The sequence below is a fragment of the Sphingopyxis flava genome (genome assembly GCF_900168005.1).
In the GTDB taxonomy this organism is placed as follows: Bacteria; Pseudomonadota; Alphaproteobacteria; order Sphingomonadales; family Sphingomonadaceae; genus Sphingopyxis; species Sphingopyxis flava.
In genome coordinates this window covers 149,126-167,243 of sequence record NZ_FUYP01000007.1, presented here as the reverse complement: position 1 = coordinate 167,243, position 18,118 = coordinate 149,126, and the positions used below count along the sequence as shown (strand labels likewise).

14 protein-coding genes are annotated in these 18,118 nt (G+C 64.2%); 7 read left to right on the top strand and 7 right to left on the bottom strand.

From position 1 onward, the window contains the following. Positions 1-41 precede the first annotated feature (41 nt). The 3 genes from B5X69_RS07915 to B5X69_RS07905 all read left to right on the top strand — a co-directional run bounded on the left by B5X69_RS07915 (position 42) and on the right by B5X69_RS07905 (position 2,963). Positions 42-467, top strand: a complete 426-nt coding sequence (locus tag B5X69_RS07915; RefSeq protein WP_079638167.1) for a hypothetical protein — start codon at positions 42-44, stop codon at positions 465-467. Positions 468-685: 218 nt separating this feature from the next. Beyond that, positions 686-1,591: a HEPN domain-containing protein gene (locus B5X69_RS07910; RefSeq protein ID WP_079638166.1), complete on the top strand. Its 906-nt coding sequence runs from the start codon at positions 686-688 to the stop codon at positions 1,589-1,591. Between the two features lie 700 nt (positions 1,592-2,291). Further along, positions 2,292-2,963: a glutathione S-transferase family protein gene (locus tag B5X69_RS07905; protein ID WP_053554750.1), complete on the top strand. Its 672-nt coding sequence runs from the start codon at positions 2,292-2,294 to the stop codon at positions 2,961-2,963. A 118-nt stretch (positions 2,964-3,081) separates the two neighbouring features. Here the strand turns inward: B5X69_RS07905 and B5X69_RS07900 are convergent, their stop codons facing one another. Both B5X69_RS07900 and ubiG read right to left on the bottom strand, forming a co-directional pair. Then, positions 3,082-3,684, bottom strand: a complete 603-nt coding sequence (locus B5X69_RS07900) for a YdeI/OmpD-associated family protein (protein WP_079638165.1) — start codon at positions 3,682-3,684, stop codon at positions 3,082-3,084. Continuing rightward, the gene (ubiG, locus tag B5X69_RS07895; RefSeq protein ID WP_079638185.1) at positions 3,681-4,403 is read right to left on the bottom strand and encodes a bifunctional 2-polyprenyl-6-hydroxyphenol methylase/3-demethylubiquinol 3-O-methyltransferase UbiG; all 723 of its coding nucleotides are present in this window, start codon (positions 4,401-4,403) and stop codon (positions 3,681-3,683) included. Before ubiG ends, B5X69_RS07900 begins: the two co-directional genes overlap by 4 nt. 220 nt (positions 4,404-4,623) lie before the next feature. On the opposite strand from ubiG, the gene B5X69_RS07890 reads away from it, so the two are divergent. Then, positions 4,624-5,874, top strand: coding sequence for an aspartate kinase (locus B5X69_RS07890; protein ID WP_079638164.1), 1,251 nt, complete (start codon positions 4,624-4,626; stop codon positions 5,872-5,874). A gap of 10 nt (positions 5,875-5,884) precedes the next feature. Here the strand turns inward: B5X69_RS07890 and B5X69_RS07885 are convergent, their stop codons facing one another. The 5 genes from B5X69_RS07885 to B5X69_RS07865 form a co-directional block, all read right to left on the bottom strand. Further along, complete coding sequence (locus B5X69_RS07885; protein ID WP_217699103.1) at positions 5,885-7,423, bottom strand: tetratricopeptide repeat protein; 1,539 nt, start codon at positions 7,421-7,423, stop codon at positions 5,885-5,887. A gap of 74 nt (positions 7,424-7,497) precedes the next feature. After that, positions 7,498-8,076, bottom strand: coding sequence for a septation protein IspZ (locus B5X69_RS07880; RefSeq protein WP_079638162.1), 579 nt, complete (start codon positions 8,074-8,076; stop codon positions 7,498-7,500). Between the two features lie 236 nt (positions 8,077-8,312). Further along, complete coding sequence (gene katG / locus B5X69_RS07875) at positions 8,313-10,502, bottom strand: catalase/peroxidase HPI (protein WP_079638161.1); 2,190 nt, start codon at positions 10,500-10,502, stop codon at positions 8,313-8,315. A gap of 435 nt (positions 10,503-10,937) precedes the next feature. Then, complete coding sequence (locus tag B5X69_RS07870; protein ID WP_079638160.1) at positions 10,938-13,370, bottom strand: TonB-dependent receptor; 2,433 nt, start codon at positions 13,368-13,370, stop codon at positions 10,938-10,940. 89 nt (positions 13,371-13,459) lie between these two features. Continuing rightward, entirely contained in the window at positions 13,460-13,627 is a 168-nt protein-coding gene (locus B5X69_RS07865; protein WP_079638159.1) for a YezD family protein, read from the bottom strand. A 195-nt stretch (positions 13,628-13,822) separates the two neighbouring features. Between B5X69_RS07865 and B5X69_RS07860 the strand changes: the two genes are divergently transcribed. The 3 genes from B5X69_RS07860 to ptsP all read left to right on the top strand — a co-directional run bounded on the left by B5X69_RS07860 (position 13,823) and on the right by ptsP (position 18,049). Further along, entirely contained in the window at positions 13,823-14,827 is a 1,005-nt protein-coding gene (locus B5X69_RS07860) for an NAD(P)H-dependent flavin oxidoreductase (protein ID WP_079638184.1), read from the top strand. Positions 14,828-14,858: 31 nt separating this feature from the next. Continuing rightward, positions 14,859-15,665 carry a hypothetical protein gene (locus B5X69_RS07855; RefSeq protein WP_079638183.1) on the top strand — a complete coding sequence of 269 codons (807 nt, stop codon included), beginning with the start codon at positions 14,859-14,861 and terminating at the stop codon, positions 15,663-15,665. An 86-nt stretch (positions 15,666-15,751) separates the two neighbouring features. Continuing rightward, positions 15,752-18,049, top strand: a complete 2,298-nt coding sequence (gene ptsP, locus B5X69_RS07850) for a phosphoenolpyruvate--protein phosphotransferase (protein ID WP_079638158.1) — start codon at positions 15,752-15,754, stop codon at positions 18,047-18,049. Positions 18,050-18,118: the final 69 nt, after the last annotated feature.

Genomic DNA, 18,118 nt, shown 5'->3' with positions numbered 1-18,118 from the left:
AGCTTCGCTTGTCTTCCGCGTCCCTTTGGAAGGATGATGACATGACCCGCCGCCTGTCCCTCGCTGCCCTCCCCCTCATCATGCTTGCTGCGCCCCTTCCTGCCGCGGCTGCCGACGGAGACGCGCTCGCGGTCCTCAATGACCCTGCGGCGCAGGACCAGATGGCCGATACGGTCGCCGCGCTCGTCGGCGCGCTGATGCGGCTCAACGTCGGCCCGCTCGCCGAAGCCGTGGCACGCGTCGACCCCGAAGCGGACGCCGCTTACATCCCGCCCGACGCGACGCTCGGCGAACTTGCAGGGCGCGATCCCGATTATGGCGAGCGCCTCGGCCGCGACGTACGCGCCGGCACCCGCATGGCCGGGCATATGGCGGCCGCAGTCGCAGCTTATGCGCCCGTGCTCACGGATATGGCGCGCGACATGGCCGCGCAGTGGGAACGCGAACGCGAAGACGCGCGGCGCTGAGCGCCTTGGGCCCTCCCGCGCGCGAGGCGCGCGCGTGTCGGCGCGCTGCTTATGCCGACCGGCCGACTATGCCGAGCGGGCGCGAGACGGCCCCGTTTTCAAGCAACTTGGCGGTGATCGGCTCGGCATAGTCTTTGGCATCCGATCTCGGGTAATCGACACCGCCCGACCGCAATGAGGCCTTGCCACCGGACATGAAGATGGCGAGACTCTAGGACATGAAGAGCGATGTCGATCATCTCCCGCTGGCGCAGCAGGAAGAACTGGCGCTGGCGACCCGAATTTTGATGGACGAATTTGCCGTTGCGACTTCGCGCGCGACGCAGCCGTGGAAGAAGAACGGGAAGGTCCGGAAGATTGTCCTCTTCGGCAGTTATAGTCGCGGTGACTGGGTCGACGATCCCGAGAACGGCTATCAATCGGACTATGACCTGCTGATCATCGTCAGCCACGAAGACCTCACCGAAATCGCGGAATATTGGTATGTTGCGGAGGACAAGATCCTGCGCGATACCGCGATCGCGCGACCGGTGAACATCATCGTCCACACCCTCGACGAGGTAAACCGGGCGCTGAAGCGCGGCGAATATTTTTGGGTCGACATCGCGCGCGATGGGGTCATTCTGTACGATCTTCCCGGCAGCGAACTCGCCGCCCCGATGCCACTGACGGCGGCCGATGCCTATGAGATGGCGAGCGGCTATTTCAATCAATGGTACCACGCCATCGATGATCTTCTCGCGGGTGCCGAGCTTTACCGCAAAAGAAGCAACCCGAACCTTGCCGCATTCACTCTGCATCAGGCAGCTGAGCGTGCATACATCTGCTATCTTCTCGCTCGCTGTCTGTACGTTCCGCGCTCGCATAATCTGAAGTTCTTGCGTTCGCTGGCCGAGGACCGGGAGCCGCGGCTCGTCGAAGCCTGGCCGAGGGCGACGAAGGTCGATCGCCGGCGCTTCGAGCTGGCGAAACGCGCCTATGTCGAGGCGCGCTACTCGGCTGCATATGCCATCGACGGCGACGATCTACAGGCGATCCGGGCAGCAGTGACACGCTTGCGCGACATAGTGGAGACGGTGTCGCGCGAATGGCTCGATGGCTTGCGCCAGAAGGCGGGGCTATAGCCCGCCGAGGAAGGGGCGATCCTCAACTCGCGCAGGAATGGACGAAGAAACCCGATGTGGCTTGCAATGCATGTTGGCGCGAGGCCACGAACGCGTTCCATGTACAGGCTGTAGGCCTGAAAAATATCCTCGCGTGGATCCCGGGGCGTATCCGCCGCGGGCGCTATCGCGTTCGTCTCGCGCACCGACAACGACCGGGCCACCGCCAAGGAATCCCCTCGGTATCTCGGACGGTGCCGCGACCGCTCGGCGAGATATCCTGTGACGAGTTCCTCCCGGATGTCACCGCGGCTGGCGCGGGTGGCGTCAAACCATATCGGAAAATCACGCGCGAGGCTCAAAGCCCGATGGCAAACCACTCGGATGTAACCACGCTGCCGAAGCCAATCGACATAGAAGATGGGCCTGTCGCCGAAGGGGCCGCTCTCAGGCCCTGACCGCCCGGCTTGCGCCCAAATGAGCATCAGTAATCATCGCAGTTCCGCCACGCACGGGATCCGCGTGAGGAGGAAAATGCCGAGCCGAGCATCGCAAACTTGCTCGAAAACGGGGGCGCCTCGCGCCCACTCGGCATAGTCGGCCGCTCGGCATAATTTCCTCTATGTCGAGCGCGGCATAGCGGTGCATAAATGTTCCTCGTCCAGACCGGACCGCGCCATAGTCGTTGCACCCCCGGCCCTCGTGCCGCTATGCCGATCCCATGTGGCAACTCTATCAATTTCCTCTATGCCCCTTTTCGCGCAAGATCCGGCTTCTGCTCGGCGAAAAGGGCGTGGGCTATGAGCTGGTGCGCGAGTCGCCCTGGGAGCGCCGCGACGAGTTCATCGACCTCAACCCGGCGGGCCGCACGCCGGTCATGGTCGACCAGGAGCGCGGCCAGGTCCTGATCGACAGCGCGGCGATCGCGGAATATTTCGAGGAGACCGTCGAGACGAAGGCGATGATCAACGGCACCGCGGCAAACCGCGCCGAAATCCGCCGTCTCGTCGCCTGGTTCGATCAGGACTTCTATTATGAAGTCACCGGCCCGCTTCTCTTCGAGCGGATGCAAAAACGCATTGTGCACCGCCAGCCGCCCGACGCGGGTGCGCTCCGTGAGGCGATGAAGGCGGCGAACAATCATCTCGACTATGTCGATTATCTGATCGACCACCGCACCTGGCTTGCCGGCGCGACGATGAGCCTAGCCGACCTCGCCGCCGCAGCGCACATCTCGGTTGCCGACTATCTTGGCGGGATCGACTGGACCGGGCACGAGCAGACCAAGGGCTGGTATTCGGGCCTCAAATCTCGCCCGAGCTTTCGCCCGCTGCTTGCCGAGCGAATGGAGATCGTCAGTCCGCCCAAATATTATGAGGACGTCGATTTCTAGACGGACCTTGGCCCGCCTCCGCGCGGGGGCGGGGGTGATTGCAGCGCAGCGTCGAAAAGGAAGGCTTGTCTCCCGGCATCGATCGCCCGCGGGCGACATGCGCGGCCGGCTTGTCGGCTCAGCGGTTCCTGTATTTCCAGTTCCGGTCCTTGCCCTCGGCGACCTGCTGGACAATCGTTTCGATCCGGCGCGCGCGTGTCTCCTCACGCTTGGCCTCGAGTACCCATTCGATATAGTCGCGCCGCTTGCCCGGCGAAAAAGCGTCCCAATGCGCCGCAGCCGCCGCGTGCGCCTTGAGGGCTGCGCCGAGATCCTGTGGCAGGTCGAGCGCCGCCTTGGGCGCCGACCTTGCCCGCTTGGGTTGGCCCCCGGCCGCGAGCGCGACCGCTTTTGCGATCATGGCTGCGAGCACCTCATCATCGGGGAGGTCGGCAAGCGACGCAAGTCGGCCGAAACTTCCCATCGCCCCCTCCTTGCGCGCGGCGCCCGTCACCTCCTCGTCCCGCCAGAAGCCGAAGCTTGCGTGGCTCTTGAACGCCGCCATCGCCGCGAGATTCTGTTCGCCGAGCACAAAATGCGGCACCCCCCATTTCAGCGTCTCCTCGGCGCGAGGAGCATGCGCGTGCACGAGCGCGCGCACATGGGTGAGGATGGCTCGCGCAAAGGGCTCGGCTTTGGCGATATAGGCGTCGACGCGCGGGTCGCGTCCGCCGCTCGTCATGCGTGCCGCGCGGCGATCAGATAGTTGAGCGCCTCGCTTCCGCCAAGCTTGAACCCTCTTGCTGGCGATGGCGAAAGCCCGGTGCGATCGACGACCTTGAGCCCCGCGCCTTCAAGCAGCGCGGTGAGTTCCTCAGGCTTCAAGAATGCGTCCCAGTCGTGCGTCCCGCGGGGAACAGCGCCGATGCGCTCGGCGGCTTCGACCAGGAGGAGCTTCGAGGCCGCCGTGCGATTGGGCGTCGAGAGGATCATCAGCCCATCGCCCGCAAGCCGCGCGGCGAGCCCGGCCACAAAGGCGGCGGGGTCGGCGACATGCTCGATGACCTCCATCGCGGTCACAAGGTCGAATGTCTGCGGGGGAAGGCTTGTCAGTTCGCCAGCGAAATAAGTGATGGCAAGCCCCTGCCCCGCTGCATGCTCGCGCGCGGCCGCGATATTTTCGGGCGCTGCATCGACGCCCGTCACCGCGGCGCCGAGGCGAGCGAGCGGCTCGGCGAGCAGCCCCGCGCCGCAGCCGACGTCGAGCGCGCGGCGGCCTTGAAGCGGATGGCGTTCGCGCGCGTCGACATGCCAGTGAGCGTCGATCTGGTCGCGGATATAGGCGAGGCGAACCGGGTTCAGCCTGTGGAGCATTGCCGAGGACCCCTTGGGGTTCCACCAGTCGGCAGCGAGCGCGCCGAAATGGGCAGCCTCACGCGGGTTGATCGTCGCGGCAGTCATGGCAAATGATGTGGCACCGAGCGGAGCCTCGCGCAAGAAAATTGCCGCCCCGCGCGTCGCAGCAGCTTCCATTCGCGCCTTTCTTTGGCCTGGCACAAGAAAATATATCGCGGCGGGAGGATCATCGCCTTGCCATATTGCCCCCCCTTCCGTAACAGCGGCGCGCCGCGGAAATCTTCGAAAAGTTGCGGCGGAAACCAGCACAGGAAAGCGGGGCGACATGGCGCGGATCGTGATGAAATTCGGGGGCACGTCGATGGCGGGCACCGAGCGGATTCGCACCGTGGCGAAGCTCGTCTCGCGCGAGGTGGCGCACGGCAATGAGGTGGCAGTCGTCGTCTCGGCGATGGCGGGCGAGACCGACCGGCTGGTGAATTTCTGCCGCGAGGCGAACCCCCGCTATGATCCTGCCGAATATGACGTCGTGGTCGCGAGCGGCGAGCAGGTGACCTCGGGGCTCCTTGCGCTCACGCTCCAGGCAATGGGGACACCGGCCCGCAGCTGGCTCGGCTGGCAGCTTCCGATCCGTACCGAGGAAGCGCACGCCCGCGCGCGCATCTCAAACATCGACACGGCCGCGCTCTCCGCATCCATGTCCAAGGGCGAAGTTGCCGTGATACCGGGCTTTCAGGGTCTGATGGAGGACGGGCGCGTCTCGACGCTCGGCCGCGGCGGATCGGACACGAGCGCGGTCGCCGTCGCCGCGGCGCTGAAGGCCGATCGCTGCGACATCTACACCGACGTCGACGGTGTATATACGACCGACCCCCGCATCGTCGCGCGCGCGAGAAAGCTCGACTATGTGACCTATGAAGAGATGCTCGAACTCGCGAGCGTCGGCGCCAAGGTTCTCCAGACGCGTTCGGTCGGGCTTGCAATGAAGGAAGGCGTCCGGGTGCAGGTGCTCTCGAGCTTCGTCGAGGGCGACGAGGCGCCAAAGCGCGGCACGATGATCGTCAGTGACGAGGAAATAGAGGAACATCAGATGGAACGGCAGCTGATCACCGGCATCGCCCACGACAAGAATGAAGCCAAGATCATCGTCACGCGGGTGCCCGACAAGCCGGGCGGCGTCGCCAACATCTTCGGTCCGCTCGCGGCCGCCGGGATCAACGTCGACATGATCATCCAGAACGTCGGCCGCGACAAGGGCGAGACCGACGTGACCTTCACCGTCCCCGCCACCGACCTCCTGCGCTCGATCGACCTTCTCGAAGGCGCGAAAGAGAAGATCGGCTTCAACCGGATATTGAGCGACGACAAGGTCGCCAAGATCAGCGTCGTCGGCGTCGGAATGAAGAGCCACGCGGGCGTCGCGAGCACGATGTTCCGCGCGCTCGCGGACCGCGGCATCAACATCCAGGCGATCTCGACCAGCGAAATCAAGGTCAGCGTACTGATCGACCAGGACGAAATCGAACTCGCCGTGCGCGTCCTCCATACCGCCTATGGCCTAGACGCCGCCGACTGAGGCAAGCCCCTCAATAGGGACCGCGCACCTTGGCTTCGAGGAGAAGAAGCGCTGCGGCCGCCTCCTTCGTCTCGCCTGCGTCGATCTGATCGATGATCTTCTGCGCGACATTGTCGTCGCGGGGACGATGGGGCGCGGACGCGAGAGGTATCAGGAGCGACCGCGCCGCCCGGCCCTCCCCCTCGCGCAACTTTTGAAGCGCGAGCGAAACCGCGACCTGCTCGCTTTCAGGAGCAAGGACTGATGCCCGCATCAATCCCTGGATCGCGCCGCCGGGCGCTTTTGCACCGGCCCAGGCATAGCTTCCGAAATAGCGATAAAAGGCCTCGACCGATTGCGGGTTCGCGCGGTTGGCGCGCACGAACCACTCGCGTCCTGCGCTCCATCCGGCAAGATCGCCGGGCGCGGCCCCAAGAGCTTTCTGGACAGCGAGCCGCCCCTTGAGCAGCATGGCCCGGTCGGATTTGGGCTCAAGCTCGAGCGCCCGGTCTGCCATCGCTTCGGCCTCGGCAAAGCGTTCGGCCATGAAGCTGACTTCGGCCGCCATTACCTGCGCGGCGGCATCATCCGGATGCTTGCCCGCGCCGCGTTCGGCCTTGAGGGAAAATCCCTTGCGATAGCCTTTGGCGATCCCATCCTTCATGGTGAGCCAGAGCTCGAGCAAATCGGCTTCGCCCGCCGAGAGCGACCGGATCCGAACCTCTGCCGCCGCCGCTGCAGCCGGAATGCGCAGCGGCGGCGCAAGATCGCCTTTCATATAGGCGTCGAGCTCATCGTCGAGCGCCGCGAAGTCCCCGAATGCCTCCTTGGCGGCCGTAAAGCTCGATTGACCCGCCCGAATGCCGGCAAGGTAGCGGTCAAGCTGGCCCGCGCGCTGCGGACGCAGCATCAGATAATGGGTGGGGAGCCAGGCGCGGCCATAGTTCAGATTGACGTTCTCGCCATAGCCAAATTGCTCGGGCGCAATGAGACGCCGCAGCGGCAGGCTCGAACCGCCCAGCAGCGCCGACCCGCGATAATTGGCGGGATATCCAAGCACGATCGATCCATCTTCCTGGAAATCGACGTTGGCGTTGAACTCGGCAAAGCCCTCGACATACCAATAGGGATAGGCGCCGGGGAAATTGGTCAACATGAAATGGTGACTATATTCATGCAGCATGAGCGCCTGCGAGTGCAGATCCCCGAGCTTGAGCTTGCGATCCGCCTTGGGATCGCTGATCGCGATGATCCGCGGCCCGGTGAGCGGGCGCGAATAATAGCCGAGCACGCCGGGACAGCGGCAGACCTTGAAGAATTGCTCTGGGGCGAGCGCATAGATGGTGACCGGCCGGCTATGAAGATCGGGGATATCCGCGATACCGTAGAGCTGGCGCAGCGCAGCGTCGAACTGTTCGAGGCGGGCTGCAAATGCGCGCGCCGCCGCCTTGTCGCTGTCGGTCACCAGGACAAAATGATGCGTACGGGCCTCGACCCATTCGGCCCGCGCCGGCGCCGTCCCTAGCAAAAGAGCGATCGCCAGCGCGGCCCAAAAGCCCAATGTCTTCAAAGTCCCTTCCCCCTTCATCCTCTCTTTCGCAAAGCCTAGCTTCTCGCCGGCCGGAGGGGAAGCGGCGCGGGCAACTATTGGGCTGCGCAAATCTCAAGCTTGCTCGCCCGGCGCGTCCGCGCGCGGCCGACGAGCTGGACGATCGTGAAATGCACCGCAAAGAGCAGCGCCTTCGAGGCGAGCGGGACAATGCCGATGAAGGCCGGCCACCAGGGCGTGAACACATATGCGATGACGAGGTTCGCGGCCGCGGTCGCGAACATCATCCCGGCCCAGATGAAGCCGAAGCGCTCCATCACATCGCCGACGAGCGGCAGATCGGCGGGCGGGACATACCGGTTCATCCAGCCGCGACGCAGCATCGCTGCGCCAACGATCAGATAGACGATCGAGGGCTTCACCATCACGAAGCGAGGATCGCCGGTGAGCATGGTCGCAGCGGCAGAAAAGAGCACCATCGCAAGGCTGATCCACTGGAGCGCGGCGACAGCGCGGCCGCGCGCGATCTCGAACAAGACGACGCCGCACGCCGCTGCGGTGCCGGCGATCGTCGCGGTGACGAGATCGAGGTGGAGTGCGAGCAGCACCGCAAAGACGATCACGCCGAGCGAATCGAAAAGCAGCGGGCCGATTGCATAGAGCAAGGGTTTCATGGATCCGTCCTTTCTGCGTCAATGTTATCATTGTAAACATCGAGAGGATGGCGGGTCAAGGCAAACTTTACAGTGTAAACATTTAAGGAGATCTCGGGGCGGTTGGTACGCTCAAAGAGAAAAAGCCGCGCCGCCCCTCAGGGACGACGCGGCGGTTTTCATGCCTCTTCAAGCTCGCGCCCTATTGGCGGCGCGAGCGCGCAAGCCGCGAGCCGGGCGGCTCCCCGCGCCGCCGGTCACGCGATGTCGAAGCGATCGGCGTTCATTACCTTCACCCAAGCCTTGACGAAGTCGCGCACGAACTTCTCCTCATGTCCCTTCTCGGCATAAACTTCCGCCGTCGCGCGAAGCTGCGAGTTGGAACCGAAGATGAGGTCGGTGCGCGTGGCGCGCCAGCGCTCCTCGCGTCCAGCGCGGTCGTAGCCAATGAACTCCTCGTCCCCGCTCGTGTCCACGACCTCCCAGATCGTGTCCATGTCGAGGAGGTTGACGAAGAAATCATTGGTAAGCTGGCCGACCCGGTTGGTGAGCACGCCATTCCGGCTCCCTCCCTGGTTCGCGCCCAGCACCCGGAGGCCGCCCAGCAGCACGGTCATTTCGGACGCCGAGAGGCCGAGCAGCGAAGCACGATCGAGCAGAAGCTCCTCGGTGCGCACGCTGTGCCGCGATTTCAGATAGTTGCGAAAGCCATCGGCCTGCGGTTCCATGACCTCGAAGCTCTCGACGTCGGTCCACTCCTGACTCGCATCGCCCCGCCCGCCCGTGAAGGGCACGTCGATCGCATAGCCCGCATCGCGCGCCGCCTTTTCGACCGCCGCGGAGCCTGCCAGGACGATCGCGTCGGCCATCGAGAGCGACCCGCGCAGTTCATCGATCTTGGCGAGCACCTTGGCAAGCTCTTCCGGATCATTGACCGCCCAGTCCTTTTGCGGCGCCAAGCGCACCCTCGCGCCATTGGCCCCGCCGCGAAAATCGCTCTTGCGGAAGGTCGAGGCCGAGGCCCAGGCCGCTTTCACGAGTTCGCTGATCGCAAGCCCCGAGCCCAGTATCGCGCTCTTGAACGCTAGAACCTCGGCATCGGAGGGCATGGTTCCGGCTGGAACCGGATCCTGCCAGATCAGATCCTCGTCGGGCACCTCGGGCCCGAGATAGCGCACCTTGGGGCCCATGTCGCGGTGACAAAGCTTGAACCAGGCGCGTGCAAAAGCGTCCTTGAACGCCTCATGATCATTGCGGAATTTCTCCGAATATTGCCGTAGCTCAGGATCCATTTTGAGCGCCATGTCGGCGGTGGTCATCATCGTCGGCACCTTCTTGCCCGGGTTATGGGCGTCGGGGGCCATATCCTCTTCCTTCTGATTGATCGGCTGCCACTGCTGCGCGCCCGCGGGGCTTCGAACGAGCTCATAATCATAGTCGAGGAGCAGGCGGAAATAATTCTCCGACCATTCAGTGGGTGTGTTCACCCACGCCCCCTCGATCCCGCTCGTGATCGCATGAGCGCCGACCCCGGTTTCGAAGGTCGACGACCAGCCAAGACCCATCAGCGTGATGTCCGCGCCTTCGGGTGCCGCGCCGACAAGGCTTGCATCGCCTGCGCCGTGCGCCTTGCCGAAGGTATGTCCGCCAGCGGTCAGCGCCACCGTCTCTTCAGGGCTCATCGCCATGCGCTCAAAGGTGATCTTGATATCGCGCGCCGATTGCAGCGGATCGGGGTTTCCGCCGGGCCCTTCGGGATTGACGTAGATGAGGCCCATCTGGATCGCGGCAAGCGGATGTTCAAGATCGAGCTGCTTGTCGGGGTCGATGCGAGTCTGGACGCCCTCATTCACCCACTGCTCCTCGGCGCCCCAGTAGATGTCGCGCTCGGGCTCGAAGACATCCTTGCGGCCGCCCCCGAAACCGAACACCGGACCGCCCATCGATTCGATCGCGACATTTCCGGTGAGGATGAAGAGGTCCGCCCAGCTGATCTTGTTGCCATATTTCTGCTTGATCGGCCAAAGGAGGCGGCGCGCCTTGTCGAGATTGCCATTGTCGGGCCAGCTGTTGAGCGGAGCAAAGCGCTGCTGCCCGCTGTTCGCTCCCCCGCGGCCGTCAGCGGTGCGATAGGTGCCCGCAGCGTGCCACGCCATGCGAATGAAGAAGGGACCATAATGCCCATAGTCGGCGGGCCACCACGGCTTGCTGTCGGTCATCAAGGCTTTGAGATCGTCCTTGAGCGCCTGATAGTCGAGCGAGTTGAATGCGGCGGCATAGTCGAAATCCGGACCCAGAGGGTCGGGCGAGACCCCGCCCTGGTGCAGGATGTCGACCGGGAGGGCGTCGGGCCACCAATCCTTGTTGGTGCGGCCCAGAAGGCCGCGGAACCGGCTTTTGCCGGCCGGACAGCCCGTCGCATATTCGATGGGGGTTGGGTCGTTCATACAGTCTCTCCTCTCTCGCTATCGTTGATGGGGATGGCGTGAAGCAGGCCCTCCCGCGCAAGAGCGCGGGGGGCGGTGGCCGCAGAGGCGGCGTCGGCTCGGCAAGGCGTGAGTCGACAAGACCATCCTTTCGCTTTGGAAGGCGAGGATAGGCCTGAGCCGGCGCTTCCGAAAAACCGAATAAGATGGATTGAGTGATTGACCGGGCCGATCAATGGGGGAGCGCGCAAGCGCGCCCGGCCAGGCGACAGAATCAGCGCGAGACCCGTCCGCGGGAATTGGATTGCAGGAGCAGGATGGCGGGGCGCTCAGCAGAAGAACAGCACAGCTCCCCGCGACGGGCAGGATCGCCGCCCCTTGAGCGGCCGGCTGCCCGGCTGCAAACAAATAGGGAGCCGCCCCGGCCGGGACGGCTCCCCTTTTTTGCGGCCTCGCTTAGAAGCGCGCCTTGATCGTTCCCCCCCAGGTGCGCGGGTCGCCCGGAAGGCCGGTGATGAGACCCGTGTTCCCCGGGCCGACAAACAATTGCTCGAGATATTTTTTGTCGAACGCGTTCCTGACCCAGGCGTAGATATCGAGGCCATCCTCGGTTCGGAAGCCTGCGCGGAAGTTCGAGAGCGAATAGCCGTCGATCCACGTATAGGCCGAAGGCGAGGCGTTCGATGAATAGTTCGATCGGTAGCTGCCGTCATAGCCGAAATAGACTTCGCCGTCCTGCGCCAGCAATTTCGCCGGTGCATTCACCTCGGCACCGAAGGAAAAGGCCCATTTCGAAACGCCGGGCAGCCGCTGGCCTGAAATATCGCAGTTCGGCGGACTGTTGCTGCCGCCTGACAGTTCAGGCGGGCAGGGCGCGTCGATGAAGCGGACATATTTGGCATCGGTATAGGCCCCATTGGCGTAGGCGCGGAAGCGTTCGCTCGGCCGGATCGAGAAATCCGCCTCGACCCCCTGCGTGCGGACCTTGCCCGCATTGGCAAGATAGCCGCGCAGCACACCGAACTGGCCATTGTTCACATTGGCCTGATAATCCTTGATGTCGGTGCGGAAGATCGAGAGGTTGAACGTCCCGCGCCGGTCCCAGAATTCCGCTTTCGCACCCGCCTCATAATGCTGGACCGATTCAGGCTTGATCGTCGCGGCGGCAAGCAGCGGATTGCCATCGGCGCCGCTCGGTACGCCATTCTGGTTGATGCCGCCCGATTTGAACGTCTTTGCGTAGGTCGCATAAAGAAGGATATCGGGCGCGGCTTTGAAGGTCGCGGTTAGATCGTAGCTGAAGTTCCAGTCGCTGAACGAGGGCGAATATTCCTGCGGTCTGAACACCCCAAGCCGCGCGACCGATACCGCGTCGGTGAGCTCGGCAGTGACCGCAGAGCCGTCGCCGGCATAGACGAGCCGCTGATAATAGCCGTCCTTCTTGTCATAGTTCAGCCGCACGCCGGGCTGGATCGTGAAGCTGTCGCTGATCTTCCAGCTCAACTGCCCGAAGAGCGCGAGGCTCGTATTCTTCAGATACTGGGTGTTGATCGCGGTGAGGCCATCGAGCACCGAGGGGTCGTTCGAGAGCGCGCTCGTCGGATTGAGCGTCCAGCGGCTCGACGCCGGCCCATGCTGCTCGGTCCCTTGCGTGTCGATCCGCTGATAAAAGGCAAAGCCGCCGACGACGAAATCAAAGCGGCTGCCCGAATGATTGTAGCGCAGTTCCTGGGTATATTGGTTCTGCTGCGACGGGTTCTGCGATTTGGTGACAACGGGCAGACCGGTGAAGTCGCGGTCATTTTCGGGCTGCCAGTCCCAATAGCGCCACGCAGTGACCGAGGTCAGCGTGCCCGGCCCCACGTCCCACTTCACGCGCAGCGCGACCCCGCCGATCTGATTGCCGGCATTGAGATTGGCATCGAGGTCGGTCAGCCGGTCGTAAGGGTTGGTGCTGGGGACGACATAGCCCTGCGCTGCTGCGAGCGCGGCATATTGGCGATTGAGCGGGCGCTGCGTCTCTCCGACCGCCACAAAGACCGATCCGCAGCACACCGCGTCCTGCTTGTTCCAGTCGCCGGTCAATGTGATGTCGAGATTGTCGGTCGGTCGCCACAGCAACTGGCCGCGCAGACCAATATTGTCCTGGCTCTGGATCCAGCGGTCGGTGGTGACATTATAGAGGGTGCCCCGGCGGCTGGTCGCCGAGATGGCAACGCGCGCCGCGAGATTGTCCGAGAGCGGACCCGAAACGGCGGCCTTTGCCTGCTTGAAATTGAGATTGCCGATGCTCAGCTCAGCCTTGCCCTCGAAATCAAAGGTCGGCTGGTTGGTCGTTATGTTGATCGCACCCGCGGTGGTATTTTTGCCGTAGAGCGTTCCTTGCGGCCCGCGCAGCACCTCGATCTGTGCGACATCGAGAAAGTCGAAGGTCGCCGAGGCAACGCGCGCATAATAGACGTCATCGACATAGATACCGACGCCCTGCTCGATCCCGTCGTTGGTGAGGCCGAACGGCGCCCCGATGCCCCGGATGTTGACCGCCGAATTGCGCGGGTTCGATGAGTAAAATTGCAGCGTCGGCGCAAGCTGCTGGAGCCGCCCGACGTTGAAGCTGCCGGTATTGTCGATCTGGTCGCCCGCGACCACCGAAATGGCGATCGGCACGTCCTGGGCGGTTTCGGCGCGGCGGCGCGCGGTGACAACGATGTCGCCGCCATAGCTGCCTCCCTCGACCTGAGGGGCGGTGCCGGCATGGGCAGAGGTTGGAGCGGTATCGGCGCCTGCGTCCTCGGCCGCGGCGGGCTGCGCCGCAAAAGCCAGGATCAACGACAAGGTCAACGAAGTCGCCGGGATGCGCCGGCGCGTAGAAGGATATTTGGCAGTCATGGCAATTCCTGTTGCATGGAAATTGCCACATCCGGTGGTCCGGTCTGCGGCCGGTAAAGGGGGACGGGCCCCCATCGGGAGCTAGAGTGTCAGTTCGGGTAGCGATGGCGCTCGGTCACATCGACCTGCACAAGCTTTCCTTCGTGAACGGTGAGCTGGATGGCGCCAAAGCGCAGCTTGTCGAGCGCCTCGAGCACGGTCTGGATCGCACGCGGCAGCGCATCGCGCCTGCTCGCGTCCTGATCGTTCGTGGACATGGGACATCCTTTCCTTTCGTGGATTCGCCGCAAAAGCATATTCCAACTGTTTTAGTTGACAATGATTGTTTTGCTTTCTGCGCCCAAAGGACGGATTGCCGCGCCGAGCCGAGCGACCGGGTTTTGCGCGCTCACGCCGCCCTCGCCTGCGCAATCCATTGCGCCCGCGCGCATGTGCTGGCAAAGGCGCTCATGATGAGCAAAATGACAGAACTAATGGCGCGCGGGACCGAGCTTCTGGGCTGCGATTATGCCATTTTATGCGGCGCCATGAGCTGGGTCTCGGAGCGACATCTCGTAAGCGCGATCAGCAATGCAGGCGGCTTTGGCGTCATTGCCTGCGGCGCGATGACGCCCGAACTTCTCGACGCCGAAATTGCAGCGACAAAGACGCTCGCAACGCGCAATTTCGGGGTCAACCTCATCACCATGCACCCGCAGCTCTTCGAGCTCATTGACGTGTGCGCAAGGCAAGGCGTCGGCCATGTCGTGCTCGCCGGAGGCCTACCGCCCAAGGGCAGCCTCGAGGCGATCAAGGCCTCGGGCGCCAAGGTCATCTGCTTTGCGCCGACGCTTGCGCTTGCAAAGAAGCTGATGCGATCGGGCGTCGACGCGCTGGTGATCGAGGGCATGGAAGCAGGCGGCCACATCGGGCCTGTCTCGACAAGCGTGCTCGCACAGGAAATCCTGCCCGAACTCGCGTCCGAGCTTCCCATCTTCGTCGCCGGGGGCATCGGCCGGGGGGAGGCGATCGCCGCCTACCTCGAAATGGGCGCCTCGGGGGTTCAGCTTGGCACGCGCTTCGTCTGCGCCACCGAGAGCATTGCGCATCCCGCTTTCAAGAAGGCCTTCATCCGCGCCTCGGCGCGCGACGCGGTCGCGAGCGTGCAGATCGACCCGCGGCTGCCCGTAATCCCGGTGCGCGCGCTCAAGAACAGCGGGACCGAGGCTTTCACGGCAAAGCAGCGCGAGGTTGCAAACCTCCTCGATGCGGGGAAGGTCGACATGAACGAGGCGCAGCTCCAGATCGAACATTATTGGGCGGGCGCGCTCCGCCGCGCGGTGATCGACGGCGACGTCGAGGGCGGCTCGTTAATGGCAGGGCAATCTGTCGGTATGGTAACTCAGGAAGAGAGCGCCGCCGCCATCATCGCGGCGTTGGTAGGGCAGGCCGAAGCCGCCTTGCACGCTCGGGGTTGATGCCGCATATTATGCGGGTGGGGAGAGTATGATGAATTTGTCGCGTAAGATCATTGCCATAGGGCTGCTCGCTAGCGTCGCCGCCTGCGCTCCCAAGCCACCCCCGCCGCCGCCGCCGCCGCCACCCGAGCCGCCGGTCATCATCGTGCCTCCGCGTCCGGTGCCCCCGAACCAGGCCTCGGCGACCCAGATCCTCCCGATGCGCGGGCTCGACGGCCGGTTCATCACGGCGAATAGCAATGTCACCGGCGACCGCGCCTTCTGGCAAGTCAAGATCGCACTCAATGTCGCTGCGATCGGGTGCCGGGGGCTCGAGGAAGCGCCCCTCGTCGCCGCCTACAACAATATCATCAAAAACCACGCCAAAACGATCCGCTCGACCGAGGCGAACGTGATCAAGCAGCTTGGCAAGGAAATGGGAACCAACGGGACGGCGGCGCGCGACAAGCTGTCGACGCAGCTCTTCAATTATTTCGCTCAGCCGCCCGCCCAGCGCGATTTCTGCGCCCGCGCCAACGAGGTCGCGCAGATCGTCTCGACCACGCCGAGCGCGCAGCTCATCGACCAGGCGCCGGCGCAGCTCGCCCGGCTCGACGAGCCCTTCCTCGATTTCTACGAGGCCTATGCCAAATATCAGGCGGATCTCGCCGCCTGGGACGCAAAATATGGGGTGCCCCCGGTCGCAACGCTTTACTACACCCCGCCGACAACGACGGCACCGGCCGCGGCAGGCCCCGCAGCCCCTCTAGGGACTGCTCCGGTGGGACCTGCCCCTATAGGGCCCTCGGACCCCGCCCCGCCGGCGGCCGCGGCGGGACCGGTGGATCCCGCCCGCTGACCGCCCGCGCGCGTCATGAATAGCTGATCGAATTAGCGCGGCGGGCGATGGCGCTGGGCGAAAGCATCTGTTAGCAGGGCGCTTATATGACCAACGCCCCGCCCCCGCCCTCGACCGCCGCACAGTCAGCCCGCACCATTCTGACCCGGCTCCACGAGGTCATGGCAGCGCGGACCAACGCGCAGAGCAAGCTCAACCAGGTCGTCGGCATCATCGGCGAATGCCTCCACAGCGAAGTCTGTTCGATTTACCTTCTACGCGACGGGTCGCTCGAGCTTTATGCGACGCGCGGCCTCAAGCAGGAAGCCGTGCACGTCACGCGCCTCGCGCTCGGAGAGGGGCTGGTCGGCACGATCGCGGAGCATATCGAAACGCTCAATCTCGACGAGGCTGCGGCGCATCCCGACTTTTCCTATCGCCCCGAGACGGGCGAGGAATTGTTCCACAGTTTTGCCGGGGTCCCGATCATCCGCCGCGAGCAGGCCGTGGGGGTGCTCTGCGTCCAGCACAGCGACCCGCGGCGCTACGAAGAGATCGAAATCGAGACGCTCCAGACGGTCGCGATGGTGCTCTCCGAGCTCATCGCCAATGCCGATCTCATCGACACCACCGCACGGATCGACGCCGCGGCTGCCGATCAGTCGACGCAGCGGCTGACCGGCCAGAAGCTCGTCGACGGCATGGGTCAGGGCATCGCGGTCTTCCACCAGCCGCGGATCACCATCGAGCACACGGTCGCTGACGATATCGAGGCCGAACGCCACCGCGTCTACGCAGCTTTCGACAAGATGCGCGAGCAGATCGACCGCATGGCAAGCCAGGCGGAATTCGGCATCGGCGGCGAACATGAGGAGGTGCTCGAGACCTACAAGATGTTCGCCTATGACGAGGGCTGGTCGCGGCGCATCAACGAGGCGATCGACAGCGGCCTCACCGCCGAGGCTGCGATCGAGCGCGTGCAGCAGCGCACGCGCATGCGCATGCGCCAGATCGATGACCCCTTGCTGCGCGACCGCATGCACGATCTTGAGGATCTTTCGAACCGGCTGATCCGCATCGTGTCGGGGCAGATGGGCACTGCGGCGCAAATGGGTCTTCGGCAGGATTCGATCCTCATCGCGCGCAACCTCGGTCCGGCTGAGCTTCTCGAATATGACCGCCGCCGCCTGAAGGGGGTCGTTCTCGAAGAAGGATCGCTCACCGCGCACGTCATAATCGTCGCGCGCGCAATGGGTGTGCCGGTGCTCGGCCGCGTACGCGACGTGCGCACATCGATCCGCGAAGGCGATATGCTGCTCCTCGACGCTGGCGCCGGCACGCTGCAGGTGCGCCCGACGCAGGCGCTGCTCGACGCGTTCGACGCCAAGCTTGAAATCTCGCAGAAGCGCCGCGCCAATCTCGCGGCGCTTCGCGACCTGCCCGCGGTGACCAGGGATGGCGTCTCGATCGAGCTGATGATCAATGCGGGCTTGCGCGAAGATGTCGCCGCGCTTGATCTCACCGGGGCGCGCGGCATCGGGCTGTTCCGCACCGAATTCCAGTTCCTCGTGTCGGCAACGCTACCCCAGCGCGAGCGGCAGCAGCGTCTCTACCGCGACGTGCTCGACGCCGCGGGCGACCGTCCGGTGATCTTCCGCACAGTTGACATCGGCGGCGACAAGGCGCTGCCTTATATGAATGTCGACGAGAATGCGCTTGAGGAAAACCCCGCGATGGGCTGGCGCGCGCTGCGCCTCGCGCTCGATCGCGAAGGGCTCTTGAAGGTGCAGGCCCGCGCGCTGATGGAGGCGGCCGCGGGACGCACGCTCCATGTTATGTTCCCGATGGTTTCGGAGCCTTGGGAATATGAAGCGGCGCGCTCCCTCTTCATCGGCCAGCGCGCCTGGCTCGCAAGCCGCGGCAAGAAGCTGCCGGCAGCGATCCGCTATGGCGCGATGCTCGAAGTGCCGGGGCTCGTTGAGACGCTCGACCTGATGCTGCCGCACCTCGATTTCCTGTCGATCGGCACCAACGATCTCACCCAGTTCCTCTTCGCGGCCGACCGCGCGCATCCGCGGCTTGCGGAACGTTACGACTGGTTGTCGCCGACGGTGATGCGCTATCTTGCGCGCGTGGTGAAGCTGGTCGAGGGCAGCAAGGTGACCCTCGGCGTGTGCGGCGAAATGGCAGGGCGCCCCTTGGAGGCGATGGCCCTTCTCGGCCTCGGCATCGACCGATTGTCGATCACGCCCGCGGGTGTCGGCCCCGCAAAAGCGATGATCCGCTCGCTCAACCTCGCCGCGCTCCGCCAGGATATGCCTGCGATATTGGCACGGCCTGCGGCAAACCCGCGCAGTCAGTATCAGGCTTGGGCAGAAGCCAACGGCGTCGACCTGGGGGACTAAACGCCTGGCGGACCGCGACGAACCGTTATCGCCGCTTCCTAAGCCGTTCTTAACCAATTCCCTCTAGCT

What these genes read in the sequence shown, in the direction of transcription:
- B5X69_RS07905 (WP_053554750.1), top strand. Translation starts at nt 2,292, where the DNA reads ATGTGGCAACTCTATCAATTTCCTCTATGCCCCTTTTCGCGCAAGATC.
- B5X69_RS07890 (WP_079638164.1), top strand. Translation starts at nt 4,624, where the DNA reads ATGGCGCGGATCGTGATGAAATTCGGGGGCACGTCGATGGCGGGCACC.
- ptsP (WP_079638158.1), top strand. Translation starts at nt 15,752, where the DNA reads ATGACCAACGCCCCGCCCCCGCCCTCGACCGCCGCACAGTCAGCCCGC.
- B5X69_RS07865 (WP_079638159.1), bottom strand. Translation starts at nt 13,627, where the DNA reads ATGTCCACGAACGATCAGGACGCGAGCAGGCGCGATGCGCTGCCGCGT.
- B5X69_RS07855 (WP_079638183.1), top strand. Translation starts at nt 14,859, where the DNA reads ATGAATTTGTCGCGTAAGATCATTGCCATAGGGCTGCTCGCTAGCGTC.
- B5X69_RS07860 (WP_079638184.1), top strand. Translation starts at nt 13,823, where the DNA reads ATGAGCAAAATGACAGAACTAATGGCGCGCGGGACCGAGCTTCTGGGC.
- B5X69_RS07915 (WP_079638167.1), top strand. Translation starts at nt 42, where the DNA reads ATGACCCGCCGCCTGTCCCTCGCTGCCCTCCCCCTCATCATGCTTGCT.
- B5X69_RS07880 (WP_079638162.1), bottom strand. Translation starts at nt 8,076, where the DNA reads ATGAAACCCTTGCTCTATGCAATCGGCCCGCTGCTTTTCGATTCGCTC.
- B5X69_RS07900 (WP_079638165.1), bottom strand. Translation starts at nt 3,684, where the DNA reads ATGACGAGCGGCGGACGCGACCCGCGCGTCGACGCCTATATCGCCAAA.
- ubiG (WP_079638185.1), bottom strand. Translation starts at nt 4,403, where the DNA reads ATGACTGCCGCGACGATCAACCCGCGTGAGGCTGCCCATTTCGGCGCG.
- B5X69_RS07910 (WP_079638166.1), top strand. Translation starts at nt 686, where the DNA reads ATGAAGAGCGATGTCGATCATCTCCCGCTGGCGCAGCAGGAAGAACTG.
- B5X69_RS07870 (WP_079638160.1), bottom strand. Translation starts at nt 13,370, where the DNA reads ATGACTGCCAAATATCCTTCTACGCGCCGGCGCATCCCGGCGACTTCG.
- katG (WP_079638161.1), bottom strand. Translation starts at nt 10,502, where the DNA reads ATGAACGACCCAACCCCCATCGAATATGCGACGGGCTGTCCGGCCGGC.